Source organism: Candidatus Nitrotoga sp. 1052, assembly GCF_927312905.1.
GTDB lineage: Bacteria > Pseudomonadota > Gammaproteobacteria > Burkholderiales > Gallionellaceae > Nitrotoga.
The window spans coordinates 1-17,534 of the sequence record NZ_CAKMHQ010000037.1; the positions used below are offsets into that span (position 1 = coordinate 1).

The window sequence follows — 17,534 nt, forward strand, 5'->3', positions numbered from 1 at the left end:
ACAGGATTCGACCAACCAGTTGTTTCTGTTCGATTAACGTTGGGACACTAGTGACTGGGAATATAAAGTTATTTAGTTTTGCGGACTATATCTACAATCACTTAAATGAATAATCCAGCGGCATTTGGATGGTAAGAAAATTCGTTCTTGCATTTGACTCCACCCATATTGTTTGTCGTCAAGCTGTAACAATACTTTAGAGCATTTCAAATGTGGAACTAACAGTATCGTAAAGGAGATGGTGGAACAGACGAACCGCTCGATGGCATGAGAGCATCAGGGAGCGGGGGGTGGAACGCCACCAGGAGGAGGAGGCGGGGGCATGGAAGCACCGGCAGAAGGCGACGATAGAGAGCCGCTCGGCGGAGGTGGCGAAACATAATTGCTTTTCCTGACAGGCTGCCGCGAATAATCCAAGCGCCCCGATACTGGGACATGATGGCCTTTCGCATACATACACTGCTGATATCCAAAGTCGTAACGCTGCTGAAGGTTGAACCCCGAGCTTTCACCAGTGCCCATTCCTGCCATAGAACCAATGAGCAACCCAGAGCCAGCACCCACACCTACGCTATTATGACCACCAAACAATGCGCCCGCGGTGGCACCGATTGCAGTTCCGATCACCGCGCTTCGTACACCACTATCAGTCGCCGCTGCATTCGCCGTGCCGCCGCCTATCTGAGCGCTGGCATATTGCCTGCAATCGGCATCATCTAAGCGGAACTGATCAAAGTTCTTCCCCGTGCCCGGCAGTACAAGTACACCTGGGCCTGTCGGTACCGACGTACAAGCGCCGAGTACCAAAACTGCCGCCAGCACGGATGAGAGCCGCAATGTAAGCGTCATGAGGCAGGCGAATTATCTGATGCAGGCTGGTCATCTGAACTAGGTGCGGGTTGAGGTGCGACCCGCAGCCATCCTCCTGGGCATTGCTTGACATATGGATAATAGGCCTTGGCATCAACGCAGTAATACCACCAAGACCCCTGAGCATCTTGCGAAGAATCATTCGGTGCTTCCTGTGTTTCGACCTGTGGTTCGTCGCTTCGCTCTATGTAAGTCACCGGCGCGGGTTGCACCAGCGGGTAAGGGTAATAAACGGGCGCAGGAGGATAATAAGCAGGCGGATAAAAATAGGGCGCTCCATAGTACCGGGTCCCGTAGTATGAGTACGGATAATATCCATAGCGAAAACCAATCGGTGCACCCAAGTAGATGCCCACACTCGTACCTCGATTCCAGCCGCCGCCATGCCGGCTACCGCCTGCGTGCCCTCTACCGCTAAACCCAGGACCCGCGCGACCTCCGCCTGCGTATCCACCACCGCTAAACCCAGGACCCGCGCGACCTCCGCCTACCTGCCCACCACCGCTCCACCCAGTGCCCCCCGCGCGACCTCCGCCCGCCTGCCCTCCTCCGCCTACCTGCCCACCACCGCTCCACCCGCCTGCCGCAAACGTCGCCTCGCTCATCAATGCTCCAACCAACAGCATTGTGATTAAAGTTAAAGACAGGCTGATTTTTGATGTCTTCATTATCCCCATACCCCTATTATTCAGACTACGTAACAATCTAATTTGCAGAATTGCTATCTCAATACGCTTAAGAAGCAATTCCACTCTGGTCATAAAAAAATTTGACTAGCAATTGGAGACAAAAATCATTGTCCAGTTCCATGCCACTTCGCAATATCTCTAAAAGTTTTGAATATATTAGTAAAAACGCATATCTTCAAATGACCGTTGACAAGTGCGCAGATTTAATATTGCAAACCATTCTCAAAACAAGCCTAAGCCTCGCCCAACATGAAATGAGTCTTGAAGGGGCTACTACATGTCAAACCGTCTCATGACGCCTATTCTCAACAGGTCTCGATCGTTTTCAGACGTAAAGGTGGCGACTCGATTAAAGTTGACAAACCCCTTCCATTTTTTTCCAACGAATCGTTCGACTTGAAGCGAAATTAGGCCATGCAATTGAAGATCGCCCGATCCTCGTTTATTAGTCGCTACATAAGGCCCAACACCAGCGCTGACAGCCCAATTCTCATCCAGGGGTTGTACAAACCATCCTTGGGCAGCCACGCCGTGTCGATGCACCCGAACTTCGTCGTCACCTTCCATAATTCCTGAAATCGAAGCCCCCCATTGGTTACCGAAGTATTTTTTTGCTTCGGCCGAAAACCCTGGGGCTCCCTTTGATTCTCCATGATTGGTTTGGGCAATACCTGCGGTCACTCCAAGCCAAATCGGATTCACATAAGACTCTGACTGGATGCGTGCGGGAACATTGTCAAAATACTTCCCGACTCCAACAAGCAAGGCAATCGAGGAGTGTGTTTCTGGCATGGAGACATGGTTTAGTGCAAATCGCATATGCAACCCTGGAGAATATCTTTCAATATCAACCAAGGCCGCAATTGAAAGCAGAGCTCCCAATTTTGCATCGTTGATTTCAACTCCCTTGATGGTGGTTGTATTCATACTAAAGTAAGGACCGAGCCCAAATTCTAAATTTAGCTTTTGGTTCAAAGGCTTTCTGTAAACAATCTGACCAGCAAAGCCATCTCGGTGATTATTGTCAGGGTGTCCTTCATTGAAATGAATAAAGTCGACGCGAAATTTTTCATCAAGGAAAGCGGGGACACTTATTTCTTTGCCGAACCTGAATTCAAAGGTCCTCCCTTCCATGGATCTGTCGCCAACTACGCCTTCGCCATACGCGAATCCATTTCCTAAAATTGCCGACGCATAAGCATTATTATTTTCAATAAGATTCGAGTAGGATGCATCTTTCGGGAAATACAATTTTTCCTCTCTATTTTCATGGCCTTGACCGCAAGCCATGAAGGGAAAAATCAGCAAAATAAATAGGGGAACATATCGCATTTTTTAAGTGGCCAAATTCTGATTTCAGGGAATATTATTTGCACGTACATTCGTACTTAACAAACAATAATTGTATTTTTTAGTGAATCATGGCTAATTTGTAAATGTACCATGTCTTTTTGCACCTCACCACTTTTACTAAGATTTTAACTATTAACGAAATTAACAGAGATTTCTGTTGTTGCAGTTATATAAATGTCTTTGTGTACGCTAGCGTACTGACTGCATCTAATTATGCGACTAAGGTTTAAACGAATAAGGTGACCTTGGTTTTGATTCGCTGCATTGCAACCCGGACACTCGTTTTCTGCACGCGATTAGATATGTGTCAAGTCTCGATCAAAGGTTCACAAACTGCGAGGAGTCAGAATGCATTCCCAATCAGTAAAATGCCTACGCTAATTTTAGATGCCATTCACCGAGTCCATTATTCATAAATCTACACAGAGAATCAGGAGATAACATCATGAGGTATATAACTTTGAGTTACTTTGGGCAGTTTTTGGGAATACTTGTTACGACACTCTCGATCTTCGGTGTTAGCTACGCTGCCGAACCGGCAAAAACGAGCTCGAGCTATGCTCCCGTTGTGATTAAAGAGAGCTTTCCTGACCTGCTGGCTCGGATGAAAGCTGAGAAGCCTGAGGTGATGAATCGGCAGATGGATTTGCTGAATAAGCGCTACGACCTGAGCGACCGCTCCCCTAACCGCATCACAATGTCCCGTGGTAAGTTAGTTCAGGAAGGAGTACGGGTCAAGCTGCCGAAGGGGATGCGCTGGGAGAGCCTCGCGGCAATGAGTCCCGAAGAAATTCGTGAAAAAGATCTATTTCCGGCGGGTTTTTTCCCGCTTCCTCATCCAAATCACCCAGAAGGTGGCATGGTGTTTCCCAAGCCTCTAATCGACGAAATCAAGAAGCAAGAGGGACGCGATCTCACACGTTTCGATTTAGATTTTGATCTGCCGGATCGTTTTTTACCCGAGTTCCCTGCACCCATATACTTGACTACACGGCCGGACCTCGGTGATGTCTCGCAGGGCAAGCTAGTCACCATGGACAATTATTACGAATTGTTCAACGGAATATTAAATCCCAAGCAAATTGAAGGTTTAAGGTTGTTGCTGACTGCCTTTCCACAGCAACAGTTTAACCAGACGGAAGACCGGCGCTCCGTGCGTCCGAGCCGTGGGGTTGCCTGCTTCGATTGCCATGCCAACGGGCATACCATTGCTCCGACCCACTTGGCGGGGGACGTCCGTCCTCAGGAATTCCGCCATCGTATTGATACACCATCCTTGCGTGGCGTGAACATCCAGCGGTTATTTGGCTCGCAGCGGGCACTCAAATCTGTGGAAGACTTCACCGAGTTCGAGCAGCGCGCGGCTTATTTCGACGGTGATCCGGTAACCGCGACAAAAAAAGGCGTTAACATTCTCGAACGTGGCAGTCAGGTCCATTTTATGGCGGAATTTCAGGAGCTTCTGGATTTCCCGCCTGCTCCGAAGCTGGGAGTTAACGGCAAACTGAATCCAAATAAAGCCACTGAGTCTGAAATCCGAGGACAGGCACTATTCTTCGGCAAAGCTAATTGTGCCAGTTGCCATTCAGGGTCCTACTATACTGACAATCTCATGCATAACTTGAAAGTAGAACGTTTCTACAAGCCACGCATGATAAACGGACGCATGGCCAGTGCCGATGGCCCAATTAAAACCTTTCCGTTGCGCGGCATTAAAGACTCACCGCCATATTTACATGATGGAAGGCTGCTCACATTGGAAGATACTGTAGAGTTTTTCAATCTGGTGCTGGAGACCAATTTATCGGCTTCCGAAAAATCAGATTTGGTCGCATTTCTGCGGGCGCTTTAAGAATAGGTGATTAAGACACAACAGAATGCCGCTCGCTTAACTTGATTGATGTGCTGCTTTGACATGTGTGACGTCAAGTGAGCAGTAGTTCAAAAGGTGCGTGAGTGCGGTTGACTTGGTGCCAGACACTGTCAACCTTACCCAAGCACCTTCCTTTTGGATAATATTTATGAAATATAAAGACTATTACAGCATTCTTGGCCTCGAACGAACTGCCACTACAGAGAACATTAAGAAGGCTTACCGCAAACTCGCGCGCAAGTACCATCCAGACGTTTCCAAGGAAACTAATGCTGAGGAAAAATTCAAAGAAGTTTCCGAGGCTTATGAGACACTCAAGAACTCGGAAAAGCGTGCCGCTTACGATCAGCTGGGTAGTCATCAATCGGGGCAGGACTTTCGGCCGCCCCCGGATTGGGGGAAACAGTATGGTGGCACGCCCTTCTCATTTGACGATATCAATTTATCTGATCTCATTGCAGGGCTCACAGGGGGCAGACACAATACAAAACAGCGAGGCAGCAATATTCCGGTGCCAGGGCAGGATTATGAGGTTACGGCCCACATTACCTTAGAAGATGTCTATCAGGGCACGATAGTGAACCTGAATATTAACGTTCCCGAGTACGATGAAAATGGCCATCTGCATCGCGTGTCGCGAGCATTCAAAACACGGATTCCCAAAGGTGTTGGGGATGGGCAAAGGCTTCGTCTGCCGGACAAGGGCGGTAAAGGTTTCAACGGCGGGCGCAATGGAGATTTGTATCTCAATATCGCGCTGCACACGCATTCGCTATTCCGCGCCAGTGGTCATGATCTTTACCTGGATTTGCCAGTGACACCGTGGGAAGCAGTACTTGGCGCCGCCGTGGAAGTTCCGACACTGGGCGGACCAGTCCGCCTCAAAGTGCCGCCGGGTACCCATGCCGGTCAAAAACTGCGACTCCCCAAGCGGGGATTGCCCAAGCCTCACGATGGCGAAGGCGATCTTTTCGCGATCGTACAGATCGTAGTGCCTACCGTGCTAAGCGAGCGAGAACGGGCGATTTTCAAGGAGATGGCGGATATCTCAACGTTCAATCCGCGCGGACATTTTGAGCAGGAGACAAGCCATGAAAATTGAACTCACCGAAGTGCTCTGGATGGATCAATACCAAGAGTTGTCGCTAACAGATCTCGCCAGGCTGTCGGGTTTGTCAGAAGCGGAGCTTAGCGAACTAGTAGACTGCGGTGCCATTGTGCCGACCAATACGGATTCGGCAGAATGGATTTTTGATGTAGGCTGTCTTGCTGTGGCCAAAACCGCATGCCGCTTACGCAATGATTTCGAGCTTGATACGCAGGGACTGGCTGTGGCTCTGACTCTCCTCGCTCGGATTCACAATCTCGAAGCGCAGTTACACGATCTTCGCGCGCAGCTGCCAGGGCGGATTTTTTAGCATATTTGAAGCCTGTGAAAATGACACAGCAATCTTCCGTCAGCCAAGCTCAGGAAAGATTGCTGACAATCAATGACGGCTCGTTTATATAGAATTTGCGCATGAATGCAGCTCAAGGTCGCGTGATCTTGAAACACTTGGGTTGCGGAGCGAACATGGCCATTTTTTACCCCGGCAAAAGCATAACTCGATGTTCAATCATCTTATTAACTCTGAATCCGGTGAACGGGCTTTTCCGGAAAGCCCGTTGCAAATATAAACCGTTATAGACTGTAGTACATGTCGAATTCAACCGGATGCGTTGTCATGCGATAACGGGTCACTTCTTCCATTTTCAACTCAATGTAAGCATCAATGAAGTCATTAGAGAATACACCACCGCGGGTCAGAAACTCTCGATCTTTATCCAGCGCTTCCAGAGCTTGTTCAAGGCTGGAACACACGGTTGGGATTTTTGCATCCTCTTCTGGTGGCAAGTCATACAAATTTTTGTCCGCAGGATCGCCTGGGTGAACTTTATTTTGTATGCCATCCAAGCCAGCCATCATCATGGCGGTGAAAGCCAGATAAGAATTGGCGGTTGGGTCCGGGAAACGCACTTCAATACGGCGTGCCTTATCACTCTGCACGAAGGGGATGCGGATCGAGGCAGAGCGGTTTCGCGCCGAGTAAGCCAGCTTTACAGGGGCTTCGAACCCGGGAACCAAACGCTTGTAGGAGTTAGTGCCGGGGTTGGTGATGGCATTAAGCGCACGGGCATGCTTGATAATACCGCCAATATAATACAGGGCTAATTCGGACAGTCCGGCATACCCATTGCCTGCAAACAGATTTTTGCCGTCCTTCCAGATGGATTGATGGACATGCATGCCTGAGCCGTTATCACCGACAATCGGCTTGGGCATGAAGGTCGCAGTCTTGCCATATTGATGTGCGACGTTGTGCACCACATATTTAAGCTTCTGGGTTTGATCGGCACGATTCACCAAGCTGTCAAAGCGGGTGCCAATTTCACATTGGCCGGCGGTCGCCACTTCGTGGTGATGCACTTCGACAGGAACGCCGATTTCTTCCAATATTAAGCACATTGCAGAGCGCATGTCTTGTAGCGAATCGACAGGGGGTACAGGAAAGTAACCGCCCTTAACAGTGGGCCGATGGCCAGTATTGCCACTATCAAATTTTTCTGCTGAGGACCAGGCTGCTTCTTCGGAATTAACCTTGCAGAAGCAGCCAGACATATCTACTTGCCAGTTTACTGAATCAAAAATGAAAAACTCAGGTTCAGGGCCAAAGTAGCAGATATCGCCTAATCCGGTGGATTTCAAATAGGCTTCAGCACGCTTGGCGATAGAGCGTGGATCGCGGTCATAACCTTTGCCGTCGGATGGCTCCACAACGTCACAGGTCATCACCAATGTGGTTTCGTCCATAAAAGGATCGAGAAAAGCGGATGCAGGATCGGCTATCAGCAGCATGTCGGATGCTTGTATGCCTTTCCATCCAGCGATGGAAGAACCGTCAAAGGCGTGGCCGGATTCGAACCAGTCGTCACTATCTGACACCACATGTGCCGGAATCGAAACGTGCTGTTCTTTGCCACGGGTATCAGTGAAGCGTAGGTCAACGAATTTAACTTCGTTGTCTTTAAGTAACTTAAGAACATCAGCAACCGACTTCGACATAATAATTCTCTCCATAAACGTTAACGACTAAACTAAAAAATAAACTGGGAATTAAACAAACTTAAACTTGGGAATCAAGCACGAAGTGTTCCACCCCATATTCCACCTCTAAAATGAGCATTTTGCCATATCCATAAGGATAAATGGATTTAAATATGCGCTCTTTTTCGGGGCGCATGTTATATGCCTGCACCATTTCTGTGCATGACCATTGTTGTAGGTGCAAGAAACTGAGGTAAGCATATCATCGTAATAATCTCGCTGAACTTGCATTATAGAGTCTCGATCTTGGGTGTTTGTAGGGTACGAGCGGATAGGATTTTTTGCTGCATTGGGATAGTATGCAATCGTCCTCCGCGAGCAGTGCTTGCGGGTTATATATTGAACAATAGCGGAAAAATATCATGGGGAAAATCACAGAAATTTTGAACGCCGCGCAAAAACGCGCCAAAGAAATGAATTTACCCTATGAGGGTGCCCTCCTGCCGAATGAGGCTTACGAAATACTGCAAGCTGCGCCCGGCGCCAAGCTGGTTGATGTGCGCACACATGCCGAGCTGGACTGGGTGGGGCATATCCCCGATGCAGTGGAAATTGAATGGGCTGCATATCCCGGCATGAAACTCAATCCGCATTTCATAGCAGAGCTTGAGCAGCAGGTGGACAAGGAGGCATTGGTATTATTCATATGCCGCAGCGGTGCCCGATCTCATAATGCCGCCATAGCTGCGACTGAAGCCGGCTATGCCGAATCCTACAACGTGCTGGAAGGCTTTGAAGGTGACAAAGACGCCAGCAAGCACCGCAATGTGCTCGGTGGCTGGCGCGCACGTGAATTACCGTGGGAACAGAGCTAAGCCATAAAGGGCTATCGGTAGCTAATTGCTTTGAAAATTTACCATTCAACAACACCGCTGTATGCGGTAACTAGCACTATCAGGCCGAATACAATGCGATACCAAGCAAACCCCACAAAAGTATGATTAGAAATAAATTTAAGTAAGGCCGCTACTGCCAGATAGGCGCTGATGAACGCGGCAATAAAGCCTACTGCGAATACTGGCAGATCTGTGACTGACAGCAGATGCCAGTTCTTGTAAAGGTCGAGGACGGTTGCCCCGAACATGGTAGGAATAGCAAGAAAGAAAGAAAACTCGGTCGCAACCCGTCTATCAAGTCCAAAAATCATCCCGCCCATGATGGTTGCGCCGGAGCGGGAAACGCCAGGAAACATGGCTACCGACTGGGCAAATCCCACCTTGATTGCATCCTGCCAGCGCATATCTTCAATACTTTTGATGTGTGGGTGAAACGCTCGTTTTTCCACCCACAGAATCACCAACCCTCCCCCTATTAGCGCCATCGCCACCGTGTAAGGATTAAACAGATAGGTCTTGATCCAGTGGTGGAATATTAGCCCAAGCACGACTGCTGGCAGAAATGCCACCAACACGTTACTAGCAAAGCGCCAGGCAACAGGTTCGCGCACCACTAAACCACGCGTTACTGCCAATAGCTTGGCTCGGAATTCCCATACCACTGCCAAAATCGCACCCAGCTGAATTACGATCATGAATACTTTGCCCCTCTCATCATTAAAGTTGAGTAAGTCGCCAGCAATGATCAGGTGACCAGTACTTGAAATGGGCAGGAATTCGGTCAGGCCTTCAATAATGCCGAGAATGAAGGCCAGGATAAGCGGGGTGACATCCATAATAATTTAGGTGCGTATCATGTAGGTGCTGGCCACTCTGGCATGGTTTCCAATTCAGGATGGGTTAGTTTTAGCACCGCCATAGAGCCTCCTGGCATACTTGAGCCAGCAGGTACCAAAGCGCAAAACTCGACATTCAGTGTCCACGAGCCCCCGTCTTTAGCTATTACCTGCGCCTTCAGCACGCGTTCATCTGGCACGCCTTCAAGAGCCTGTCTTAGTTCACCGATTGTTTTCATAATTTTCCTCTTTATTGTAATAATTTAATTTAACGGTGAAAGAACGTACTACTGCACCCTTCTTTGTTGACGTTATGCATCAAACTTTTTTTTTGTAAACAGATTCACTTTTTCGCCAAACTGCTGCGCAAAATTTCGCATTGATTTCGCCGCTTCCGTTTCTCCGGTAGCACGTTCAAAAGTATCAGCCATTGATAAAAAGGTCTGGTGATAAAACTGACACATTTCATCAACCATCATGTCTTTGGTCCAGAAATCAATCCGCATTGTATTGTTTTCCTTAGCATCCCAAACTGAAATCATTACTCCTTTGCTCGTATTCTCTTTTGCATCAGAAGCGCTCCAGTCTATTTTTTCTGCCACCATGTTGTCGTCGAGAGTGACCGTAAATTTAATTTCAGATTTCGTCATTTTTAATTAATTCCTTAAAGAAAAGTTGGTTGAAAGGCTTTAAGCCATTGACTCCCCGGTACCATATGTTCCCATCAGGGCGATTTTGATGCGGTATTCTTGTCCTCTTGAAATCTGCACCAGCCCGCTATGCACAGTACAGACCGTTGAAATTGCGAGCATGGGTATAGCAGAAAAAAGTTTATAAGCTTAACTTAAAAAAAATGAAATAAAGAAAAATATTATGCATAAGAGAATTCAGGCGCAATATGTAACTGTCCCCGAAGCAATACTGCTGGGTTATTGTTGTGTTAGGGGTGGGATGGTAACTTTGATTGGTTTAATTATTTTTTAGAGCAACAAATTTATTTTCCATAACCAGATTCATTTTTTCACCCAGCGTTTGGGCAAAATTTCTCATCGCTTGCGAGGCTTCCACATCTCCGGTAGCGCGTTCAAAATTATCTGCCATGAATAAAAGACTTTGATGATAAAACTTTTTCATCTCCTCTTTCATCATGTTTTTGGTCCATAAATCAATACGCAGCGTATTCTTCTCCTTGGCATCCCACAGAGCAATCATTACTGCATTAGCTGTAGCTTGTTCCTGGATATCAGATGCGCTCCAGTCGATTTTTTCAGGCACCTTTTGGTCGTCGAGAGTTATGGTGAATTTAATTTCAGATTTTTTCATTTGGCATTGATTTTAAAGATGTCTTCGAAAGTCAGTGGGAAATTTTCAGATAATTAAAATATAGTCTGATTTGCAATGGTTCGCTGATTATGTATATAGGGCACCTCTATAAATCGCGACGAAGTTAGTTTTTCTGTGGATCCGTCTTGTGGATAACGCCGCGTACCCTTCTCGCCAATCTGGCTGGACCTTTGAGTTGTTCCCGGAACAGCCAGCCGTTTTGACGTCGGGTACCCGGTCTTCCAGTTGCAGCCTCAGAAAACGCATGAAGGAGAGCCGGTCGCAGACCTGGTATTCAACCCCTCCGTCGGCCAGATTATACAGGTGCTGAAGAACCAGCATTCTGAACATGAGCAATACATTGATGGGCTTTGCTCCAGCTTATCTCATCCTATCCTACTCATGCACCCGTGCCAGATAATTATGCTAAATAATCACCCCCAACCTGTGCTCGAACCCGGGACCTGCGGACTTACAGTCCATTATGTTTTCCTATTCTGACCGGGGCTTAGAGGGCAATTTTCTGTCCGTAAAAGCTGTTTTACATATCCCATTCAGCCCAAACTTTGCAATAGAGGCTTGTTTTTGCGGACTGGATTATTAGCTTCTTTGCCTCCCAAAATATTTCCCACCCTGAATATGCGAAAGCTATTCTCGCAGTAGCGATTAATCCCACACATAAGTAGTTATGGACATCAACCATCCCATTAAGGGCGCCTCTAAAAATTCAAGTTTCTAAGCAAGACAAGGCACGAGTAAAAAATTTGAGCGCGGCATATAGTTGATATGTGAGCGATAATTTTTTTCGAGTAACGCCGTATTGTGACGAAACGGGGTAAGCAGGCAAGTCGCAAAGCGGCTGCTCGCAAAATTGGATTTTTAGAGGTGCCCTTAAAAGGGATGACAACATAATGCGGACGTATGGTTGAACCTCTGGTTTCAAAGTTAAAGCTCGACGATATTCTGTCGATATTTTTTACACTACTCGACATTCTCCGATCATTTTAATTTAACATGTACCATACTATCATATAGTTAACAATAGTTGGCATGTTAATTGCTGCCTACTATAGGTTCGTGTTGTTAAATCTTACTTTATTGAGCAGACAATATTTCTAATAATATCCTCGCAGTAGGATTAACCCACAAACATGAGTAGTTATAGAAAATCAGCGCGGACTGTGACGGGAGGAAGTCGGAATCAATCTGGGGGAAATCGGCAGCAGGGAATACAAGAAAGTATTTTTATAAATTATCTTTTAGATAACTACATTATTATCAAACTTTTACATTGAAATTCTTCATCTTTATGCAGAATTCAGGCTAGCAAAACACCAAAAATAGGGAAGCATGGCCAAATTCTGATTCATTCAACAACGTTATTTTCAGGGGGAATTACTATGCAAGCCAAGAAGCAACAAAAATGTGGGGGGGAAGACCATAACTTGTTGCAAGATGCTGCTCAGCAAGGCAAATCTGTTGACGAATCACGCAGGCGTTTAACCAAGTCCGGTTTAGCCGTGTCTGGCGTACTGCTCACCATTGCCAGTCGGCCATCATTGGGTGGTGATATATGCAAAACACCGTCTGGTTTCTTATCAGGCAATCTAAGCTTCCATGGCACACCCCAAAGTTGCTCCGGACGGACACCCGGCTATTGGGGCACCCACTACGATTGGCCGTCGCCATACCTGGTCGGTTCAAGAACCGATTCTCGACACAAACAAAATAGTAATAGCTGGTCCGGTGGCACGATGTTTAATAATTCGACCCTTGGTTTTGATTGTAGTGGTAATGGGGCAAGGTACATAACTTACAGCATGATGCAAGTGATCCTGCTAGGAGGATCGTATGACCCGTATCAACTCGGCGCACACTGTGTTGCAGCATTACTCAACGCTAGGAGTGGATGGACGCCAGTCTTGACTGAGGCGCAGGTCAGAAACATATTCAACGAATATGCTTCAAATGGATATTTCGAACCGACAGCAGGTATTCATTGGACTCCTGAAGAAATTGTTACTTATCTGAAACAAACGATGCCATTGTAACTGTTGTTCTCACGCCCTCAATACGTCAACTCACGCCATAATTCCATAATGGATCTAAATTTCAGTTGGAGATTGATATCAAGGAAGTAGGCGGGCTATCCCGCGTGCGAACAGGTCAGACAATTGTGGCGAATATGTTACTTTGCATTTTAGTGCGGTATTCTTAATGCCTGGTAATCTCACCTGTGCCTTCATTGTTAATAACTTGGTTAATTTTATTCATTGCCACAATGTTTCCATCTATAAAAAAGATAGCTATGAAAATAAATTTGCTGCTCTTGGTGCGCATCGTCATGACAGCATGTTCAGTAGTGAAAAAGCCGCTTGTTATAGGCGTGTTATACCAACAGCCAACTGACCCCGGCTTTTAAGGCCAGCAGCATTAAACTTGTCGCGGTAATGATTAACGTACAGTAACTTCCAACGAGAATGCATTGGAGTCACACTTACGATCCTCGGCCTCCGCACCGTTATATATCCTGCTCCAGACCTTGCTGCCGCCAAAGATTGGTATTCGAAGGTGCTCGGTCAAGAATTTTATTTCGAAGAACCGTTCTATGTCGGGTTTTCCGTTGGTGGCTTCGAGCTCGGGCTGTTGCCAAGCGCGCAACCCGGAACAGTCGGACCGCAACCGTTTTTGGGTGTGGCGAACATCGAATCTGCTTATGCGCGATTGCTAGAGTTGGGGGCATCTATGCTGGAGCCTGTTGCCGAAGTCGGTGAGGGTATCAAGGTGGCTGCGGTAAAAGACCCCTTCGGCAATCGCTTGGGAATCATCGAAAATCCTCACTTTAATACGAGCGTCGTTCGGTGACGCAGCTAATTCTTCCCGATCGGGCACGTTAGCATCCATCACCACTTACTTTCTTTCTAAGTGGACCATCATGGCAAGACAGATTTATGTAAACCTCTCAGTCAAAAATCTTGAGCGATCGAAGGTTTTTTTCTCCGACCTTGGCTTTACTTTTGACCCTGATTATTCGAATGACGTAGCCGTATGCATGATCATCAGCGAGAACATCTACGTTATTTTGCTCACCGAACCGTTCTTCGCGACGTTTACGGCAAAGCCAATCTGCGACGCAAAAAGCAGCACTGAAGTGCTGGTTTGTTTATCATGCGACAGCCGTACCGAAGTCGACAAACTTGTCGAAAAAGCGCTGATAGCGGGCGGAACAACTCCACGTAAACCTCAAGACCATGGCTTCATGTACGGACACGGGTTCGAAGATATTGACGGGCACATTTGGGAACTCATTTATATGGAGACCAGTCCGAAGACTTAGGCGTAAGCCTGAAAATATTAGCCGACCTCAACAATAACTTCTAACTATTTTCACGCAAGTCTAAAATCCGAAATAAAACATATCTAATTCAATTGTCTTTAATTAACGTCAAGTGTTTGTTAAGTATATTCAATGCATTATAAATATAATAGTAAATTTAAACTGCAAAGAGTGACATTATCACTGCTATATTTTTAGTTTCAAATTAAATTTTTATTTAAATAACTGTTTTAATTGTATATTTAAAATGTGGCGTGTATTTTGCTTATACAAACAGCACGAGCATTAAGTTAGTTTTTAAATTAATCGAAAAAAAGAAATTTGTAGGACAAGCTAGTTTTGAGTAGGCAATTGAAAATGAGGAGCGTTATTGCTATAAATAGGAATCGTTTTTCACCGCAATGCATATTTCCCAATCCAGGTATGGAAAGTTTGATTTATTTAAAATAAGGAGATTTACCATGGCTAAAAATAACTTCAACAATACTGATCGCGGGTTTACTCATGCGGATAAATACAGGCAGAGTATAAGGCTTGTCCCAGCCAGGGAAGGTCTATATGAAACCATGAAGGCTGGTATTGAAAAAAGAATGCCATCCGGATTCATTTGCGAAGGGGCTAAAAAATCGAGTGAAATAGATCGCCCTGCTAATGAGCCAAATCAAGGAGGAAAATCCAATCATAAACATTCATCTTTAGTTGCTGTCGGAATGGCAATAGTTGGAGCGGTTGCCATAGCAATAAATCCAAAATGGTTACCCGGTACTGGAGCTTTGATTTCCAAATCCAAGTAGTCAGACGCGTTCAGAAGTAAACTTTTCCCACATGGGTATATTCATCACGCTTCTAAAAACTTCCGTGCCGATCACTGTGCCGATGTAATGATCCAGGGTAATTACCAAGGAATTTCCTGGCCGTCATAACTAAAGAATTTTCCTGAATCGGCCATTGAAAGGTTGCTGATCACTTGTCGCATGCCTGAAACGCTTTGTTCGGTAGAGATCAAAGCGTTCGGCCCACCCATATCAGTTTTGACCCAACCTGGATGAATGACGATCGAAGTGATTCCGGCAGACTGCAGATCAATTGCAAGGCTCTTTACGACCATATTTACTGCTGTTTTGCTTGAACGATAAAGGTAATTCCCGCCTCCGCTATTGTCCGCAATGCTACCCATTTTGCTAGTTATGGCCACAAAAGTCTTTTTCTCGCTACGAGCAAGTTGGGTGGCAAATATCTCTGCCATTTTGAGTGGCGCCATGGTATTGATACGGAATACCTGCATCCATTCTGCATAATCGGTATGACCGAAACCATTTACATCCGATTTCGGATAGATACCCGCATTGTTAATGAGCAGGTCGATAGATTCATTGGACAGTTCCTGGGCCAAGCGCTCAATCTGCGCATGGTCGGAGACATCGAGGGCCAGAATTTTTATAAGCTCGGGATATTGGGCAGCCAGTTTATTGAGCTCATCTGATTTCCCTGGATTCCGACTACAAGCCAAAACACTCCAACCATCCGCGGCATATTGCCGAGAAAACTCCAGTCCGAGCCCACGGTTAGCGCCAGTAATCAATGTGGTTTTCATTATTTCCCTCAATATTTGTTTAAGAGTTCAGCATGTTTGATATCAACTCTTGCTTACAGCAAGCTGCATCTCTTTGATGTTATATCTGCTTTTATAACAAGGAAATAAATTCTGTCATAAAATGGCATCTTACTTTTCTATATGAATAAGTGATTTCGAATGAACCATCCGCAATGCCGTTGGTACAAGTACAGAAGTTGCCGTAATTGAGGCATGCAAGAAATAACTTCGGTAAATTGATTGGTTCGCTTGGAAGGGGAATGATAAGTTTGTTGTGGGGTTACCGGGTGGCCTGAATAAACTACTTGATTCCATCGTCTCCAGGTTTCTCAGATATTTTGTTCACCTCACTCCTAATCACCTCTCCCTCAATTACATCGCCCTCGATCACAACATCGTTTGGGGAATACTCACGCATTTGTCTTCTCAGGTCACGGGTTTTCCACCACAGATAGCCCCATGCCATCGCACCGACAGTCAAAATGACTACAAATAACAGCGCAGAAAACATCAAGGCCAAACCAATCAGAACGACGGTTACGACAATCTTGGCAACCTTGCTCAACAGACTTGGTGACTTTGTAGTGATATATATTGGATTTCCCATCTATTTTTCGTGAATGTATGTGAAAGTAATTTGCGGCAGATATATGCCTATCCGCTGCAGTGAATGATAACAAGTGTACCTGCCCTTGTAGAGCACTTGCACTATTTCAAATCTGCTTCCCAAGCATTGCCATAGATTTTTCCGTTGCGTGACAAGATAAACATTTGGTACATACTGATAAACCACATGATTGTTGATGCAACGCTGTAACCAAAACCGCCAATAAGCGTAAGCCATGCAAAATTTGGATTCCATCTCGTAAGCCACCACGAGAAAACGTCTACGATCAAAAAACCGAAGGGAATGGCAATGGCTGAAATCTTCAACCATTTCGGCACGCCTACCGCAAAGCTGAAAATAAATCCCATAAAAAAGAAAATGAAGCTGATTCCGAATAAATGGATGTGCGACGATCTAGTCAGTGTTTGAATGCTTGCGCCTTCGTCGATCTTGGCTACCTTTTGGACCTCCTCGTACTTGCTAAAATCAGCAATGCCAGGAACAGAACCATGGCACTGCACGCAATATTGTTTAAAGGTATCCTTGAAGTGCGGCTCCCATTCTGTCTCGGGCACTCCGTTGCGAACCCATTTTATAATATCAAGGCGTGCTTCTGGCGTACCCATCTCTTTCATAGATCCATTGAGCTTGCTTTCCAGCGTGCTCCCGCTACGATTTCCATAATAGCTGTACACGATGTCATCCAAGGAAAGCCCCGGCTTGCCATCTGCCATGCCGTGTGTCTGCATGATCTGCAGGCCAGCCATACATAAGCCCAGCCCAATCGCGAGCAGGTATCCGGAAAAAAGCACTTTGACGGGTGTCGGCAGATTAGGCAGATTTAACCAAGCAAAATCTGGGGGTATTGGCTTCATTTTATTACCTCTTTTCTTTCATTTTTAAAACGGAAAAGAAAAATATATGCCAAACTTTTATTGGTCAACTTGCTATTACTCTGCAATCCCTAATCCTTTCTTTAATCTGTTGATAACACAATGTATATGCTTGCCGCCAGTCCCTTGAGCTCCGAGGTGTAAGCCTGCTTTCGTATCTTTCCACTGGGTCATCTGG

At 46.1% G+C, this 17,534-nt stretch carries 20 protein-coding genes and 1 pseudogene; 9 read left to right on the forward strand and 12 right to left on the reverse strand.

Annotated elements, in window-relative coordinates; genetic code table 11:
• Nucleotides 1-276: 276 nt before the first annotated feature.
• The 3 genes from MJ768_RS08140 to MJ768_RS08150 form a co-directional block, all read right to left on the reverse strand.
• Nucleotides 277-849 carry a hypothetical protein gene (locus MJ768_RS08140; protein ID WP_239290147.1) on the reverse strand — a complete coding sequence of 191 codons (573 nt, stop codon included), beginning with the start codon at nt 847-849 and terminating at the stop codon, nt 277-279.
• The gene (locus MJ768_RS08145) at nt 846-1,538 is read right to left on the reverse strand and encodes a hypothetical protein (protein WP_239290149.1); all 693 of its coding nucleotides are present in this window, start codon (nt 1,536-1,538) and stop codon (nt 846-848) included. The genes MJ768_RS08140 and MJ768_RS08145 overlap by 4 nt, the downstream gene beginning before the upstream one ends.
• A gap of 294 nt (nt 1,539-1,832) precedes the next feature.
• Nucleotides 1,833-2,891 carry a hypothetical protein gene (locus MJ768_RS08150; RefSeq protein WP_239290159.1) on the reverse strand — a complete coding sequence of 353 codons (1,059 nt, stop codon included), beginning with the start codon at nt 2,889-2,891 and terminating at the stop codon, nt 1,833-1,835.
• Nucleotides 2,892-3,357: 466 nt separating this feature from the next.
• Between MJ768_RS08150 and MJ768_RS08155 the strand changes: the two genes are divergently transcribed.
• From MJ768_RS08155 to MJ768_RS08165, 3 genes are all read left to right on the forward strand, one after another.
• Entirely contained in the window at nt 3,358-4,764 is a 1,407-nt protein-coding gene (locus MJ768_RS08155) for a cytochrome B6 (protein WP_239290161.1), read from the forward strand.
• Nucleotides 4,765-4,933: 169 nt separating this feature from the next.
• Nucleotides 4,934-5,887 (forward strand): DnaJ C-terminal domain-containing protein, encoded by a 954-nt coding sequence (locus MJ768_RS08160; RefSeq protein WP_239290171.1) that lies wholly within the window; start codon nt 4,934-4,936, stop codon nt 5,885-5,887.
• A complete protein-coding gene (locus MJ768_RS08165) occupies nt 5,877-6,203 on the forward strand; it encodes a chaperone modulator CbpM (protein WP_239290173.1) in 327 nt (108 codons plus the stop codon). The genes MJ768_RS08160 and MJ768_RS08165 overlap by 11 nt, the downstream gene beginning before the upstream one ends.
• Nucleotides 6,204-6,466: 263 nt before the next feature.
• Here MJ768_RS08165 and glnA read toward each other — a convergent pair whose 3' ends face one another.
• The gene (gene glnA, locus MJ768_RS08170; protein ID WP_239290175.1) at nt 6,467-7,888 is read right to left on the reverse strand and encodes a type I glutamate--ammonia ligase; all 1,422 of its coding nucleotides are present in this window, start codon (nt 7,886-7,888) and stop codon (nt 6,467-6,469) included.
• Nucleotides 7,889-8,292: 404 nt separating this feature from the next.
• On the opposite strand from glnA, the gene MJ768_RS08175 reads away from it, so the two are divergent.
• A complete protein-coding gene (locus MJ768_RS08175; protein ID WP_239290177.1) occupies nt 8,293-8,745 on the forward strand; it encodes a rhodanese-like domain-containing protein in 453 nt (150 codons plus the stop codon).
• 38 nt (nt 8,746-8,783) lie between these two features.
• Here MJ768_RS08175 and MJ768_RS08180 read toward each other — a convergent pair whose 3' ends face one another.
• From MJ768_RS08180 to MJ768_RS08200, 5 genes and pseudogenes are all read right to left on the reverse strand, one after another.
• Nucleotides 8,784-9,602 (reverse strand): undecaprenyl-diphosphate phosphatase, encoded by an 819-nt coding sequence (locus MJ768_RS08180; RefSeq protein WP_239290179.1) that lies wholly within the window; start codon nt 9,600-9,602, stop codon nt 8,784-8,786.
• A 17-nt stretch (nt 9,603-9,619) separates the two neighbouring features.
• Nucleotides 9,620-9,841, reverse strand: a complete 222-nt coding sequence (locus tag MJ768_RS08185) for a hypothetical protein (protein WP_239290181.1) — start codon at nt 9,839-9,841, stop codon at nt 9,620-9,622.
• Between the two features lie 72 nt (nt 9,842-9,913).
• Nucleotides 9,914-10,252: a gliding motility protein GldC gene (gene gldC / locus MJ768_RS08190; RefSeq protein WP_239290183.1), complete on the reverse strand. Its 339-nt coding sequence runs from the start codon at nt 10,250-10,252 to the stop codon at nt 9,914-9,916.
• Nucleotides 10,253-10,571: 319 nt separating this feature from the next.
• Nucleotides 10,572-10,925, reverse strand: coding sequence for a gliding motility protein GldC (gldC, locus tag MJ768_RS08195; protein ID WP_239290185.1), 354 nt, complete (start codon nt 10,923-10,925; stop codon nt 10,572-10,574).
• Between the two features lie 193 nt (nt 10,926-11,118).
• Nucleotides 11,119-11,306: pseudogene (locus MJ768_RS08200) on the reverse strand (transposase); the annotation flags it as partial.
• 1,019 nt (nt 11,307-12,325) lie between these two features.
• Here MJ768_RS08200 and MJ768_RS08205 point away from each other — a divergent pair.
• The 5 genes from MJ768_RS08205 to MJ768_RS08225 all read left to right on the forward strand — a co-directional run bounded on the left by MJ768_RS08205 (nt 12,326) and on the right by MJ768_RS08225 (nt 15,056).
• Nucleotides 12,326-12,976 (forward strand): hypothetical protein, encoded by a 651-nt coding sequence (locus tag MJ768_RS08205; protein WP_239290187.1) that lies wholly within the window; start codon nt 12,326-12,328, stop codon nt 12,974-12,976.
• Nucleotides 12,977-13,142: 166 nt separating this feature from the next.
• Entirely contained in the window at nt 13,143-13,334 is a 192-nt protein-coding gene (locus MJ768_RS08210) for a hypothetical protein (protein WP_239290189.1), read from the forward strand.
• A gap of 114 nt (nt 13,335-13,448) precedes the next feature.
• On the forward strand, nt 13,449-13,790 hold the full coding sequence (locus tag MJ768_RS08215; RefSeq protein WP_256449844.1) for a VOC family protein: 342 nt from the start codon (nt 13,449-13,451) through the stop codon (nt 13,788-13,790).
• 70 nt (nt 13,791-13,860) lie between these two features.
• A complete protein-coding gene (locus tag MJ768_RS08220) occupies nt 13,861-14,262 on the forward strand; it encodes a VOC family protein (RefSeq protein WP_239290193.1) in 402 nt (133 codons plus the stop codon).
• Nucleotides 14,263-14,723: 461 nt separating this feature from the next.
• On the forward strand, nt 14,724-15,056 hold the full coding sequence (locus MJ768_RS08225) for a hypothetical protein (RefSeq protein WP_239290195.1): 333 nt from the start codon (nt 14,724-14,726) through the stop codon (nt 15,054-15,056).
• A 101-nt stretch (nt 15,057-15,157) separates the two neighbouring features.
• On the opposite strand, the gene MJ768_RS08230 is transcribed toward MJ768_RS08225, so the two are convergent.
• From MJ768_RS08230 to MJ768_RS08240, 3 genes are all read right to left on the reverse strand, one after another.
• Complete coding sequence (locus tag MJ768_RS08230) at nt 15,158-15,856, reverse strand: SDR family oxidoreductase (protein ID WP_239290197.1); 699 nt, start codon at nt 15,854-15,856, stop codon at nt 15,158-15,160.
• Nucleotides 15,857-16,157: 301 nt separating this feature from the next.
• The gene (locus tag MJ768_RS08235; protein ID WP_239290206.1) at nt 16,158-16,463 is read right to left on the reverse strand and encodes a hypothetical protein; all 306 of its coding nucleotides are present in this window, start codon (nt 16,461-16,463) and stop codon (nt 16,158-16,160) included.
• 101 nt (nt 16,464-16,564) lie between these two features.
• Nucleotides 16,565-17,338 (reverse strand): elongation factor-1 alpha, encoded by a 774-nt coding sequence (locus MJ768_RS08240; RefSeq protein WP_445082980.1) that lies wholly within the window; start codon nt 17,336-17,338, stop codon nt 16,565-16,567.
• Nucleotides 17,339-17,534: the final 196 nt, after the last annotated feature.

Coding starts and splice junctions, on each gene's coding strand:
- MJ768_RS08210 (WP_239290189.1), top strand. CDS start 13,143: ATGCCTGGTAATCTCACCTGTGCCTTCATTGTTAATAACTTGGTTAAT.
- MJ768_RS08205 (WP_239290187.1), top strand. CDS start 12,326: ATGCAAGCCAAGAAGCAACAAAAATGTGGGGGGGAAGACCATAACTTG.
- MJ768_RS08155 (WP_239290161.1), top strand. CDS start 3,358: ATGAGGTATATAACTTTGAGTTACTTTGGGCAGTTTTTGGGAATACTT.
- gldC (WP_239290185.1), bottom strand. CDS start 10,925: ATGAAAAAATCTGAAATTAAATTCACCATAACTCTCGACGACCAAAAG.
- MJ768_RS08175 (WP_239290177.1), top strand. CDS start 8,293: ATGGGGAAAATCACAGAAATTTTGAACGCCGCGCAAAAACGCGCCAAA.
- MJ768_RS08150 (WP_239290159.1), bottom strand. CDS start 2,891: ATGCGATATGTTCCCCTATTTATTTTGCTGATTTTTCCCTTCATGGCT.
- MJ768_RS08160 (WP_239290171.1), top strand. CDS start 4,934: ATGAAATATAAAGACTATTACAGCATTCTTGGCCTCGAACGAACTGCC.
- glnA (WP_239290175.1), bottom strand. CDS start 7,888: ATGTCGAAGTCGGTTGCTGATGTTCTTAAGTTACTTAAAGACAACGAA.
- MJ768_RS08235 (WP_239290206.1), bottom strand. CDS start 16,463: ATGGGAAATCCAATATATATCACTACAAAGTCACCAAGTCTGTTGAGC.
- MJ768_RS08145 (WP_239290149.1), bottom strand. CDS start 1,538: ATGAAGACATCAAAAATCAGCCTGTCTTTAACTTTAATCACAATGCTG.
- MJ768_RS08240 (WP_445082980.1), bottom strand. CDS start 17,338: ATGAAGCCAATACCCCCAGATTTTGCTTGGTTAAATCTGCCTAATCTG.
- gldC (WP_239290183.1), bottom strand. CDS start 10,252: ATGACGAAATCTGAAATTAAATTTACGGTCACTCTCGACGACAACATG.
- MJ768_RS08225 (WP_239290195.1), top strand. CDS start 14,724: ATGGCTAAAAATAACTTCAACAATACTGATCGCGGGTTTACTCATGCG.
- MJ768_RS08140 (WP_239290147.1), bottom strand. CDS start 849: ATGACGCTTACATTGCGGCTCTCATCCGTGCTGGCGGCAGTTTTGGTA.
- MJ768_RS08220 (WP_239290193.1), top strand. CDS start 13,861: ATGGCAAGACAGATTTATGTAAACCTCTCAGTCAAAAATCTTGAGCGA.
- MJ768_RS08230 (WP_239290197.1), bottom strand. CDS start 15,856: ATGAAAACCACATTGATTACTGGCGCTAACCGTGGGCTCGGACTGGAG.
- MJ768_RS08165 (WP_239290173.1), top strand. CDS start 5,877: ATGAAAATTGAACTCACCGAAGTGCTCTGGATGGATCAATACCAAGAG.
- MJ768_RS08185 (WP_239290181.1), bottom strand. CDS start 9,841: ATGAAAACAATCGGTGAACTAAGACAGGCTCTTGAAGGCGTGCCAGAT.
- MJ768_RS08180 (WP_239290179.1), bottom strand. CDS start 9,602: ATGGATGTCACCCCGCTTATCCTGGCCTTCATTCTCGGCATTATTGAA.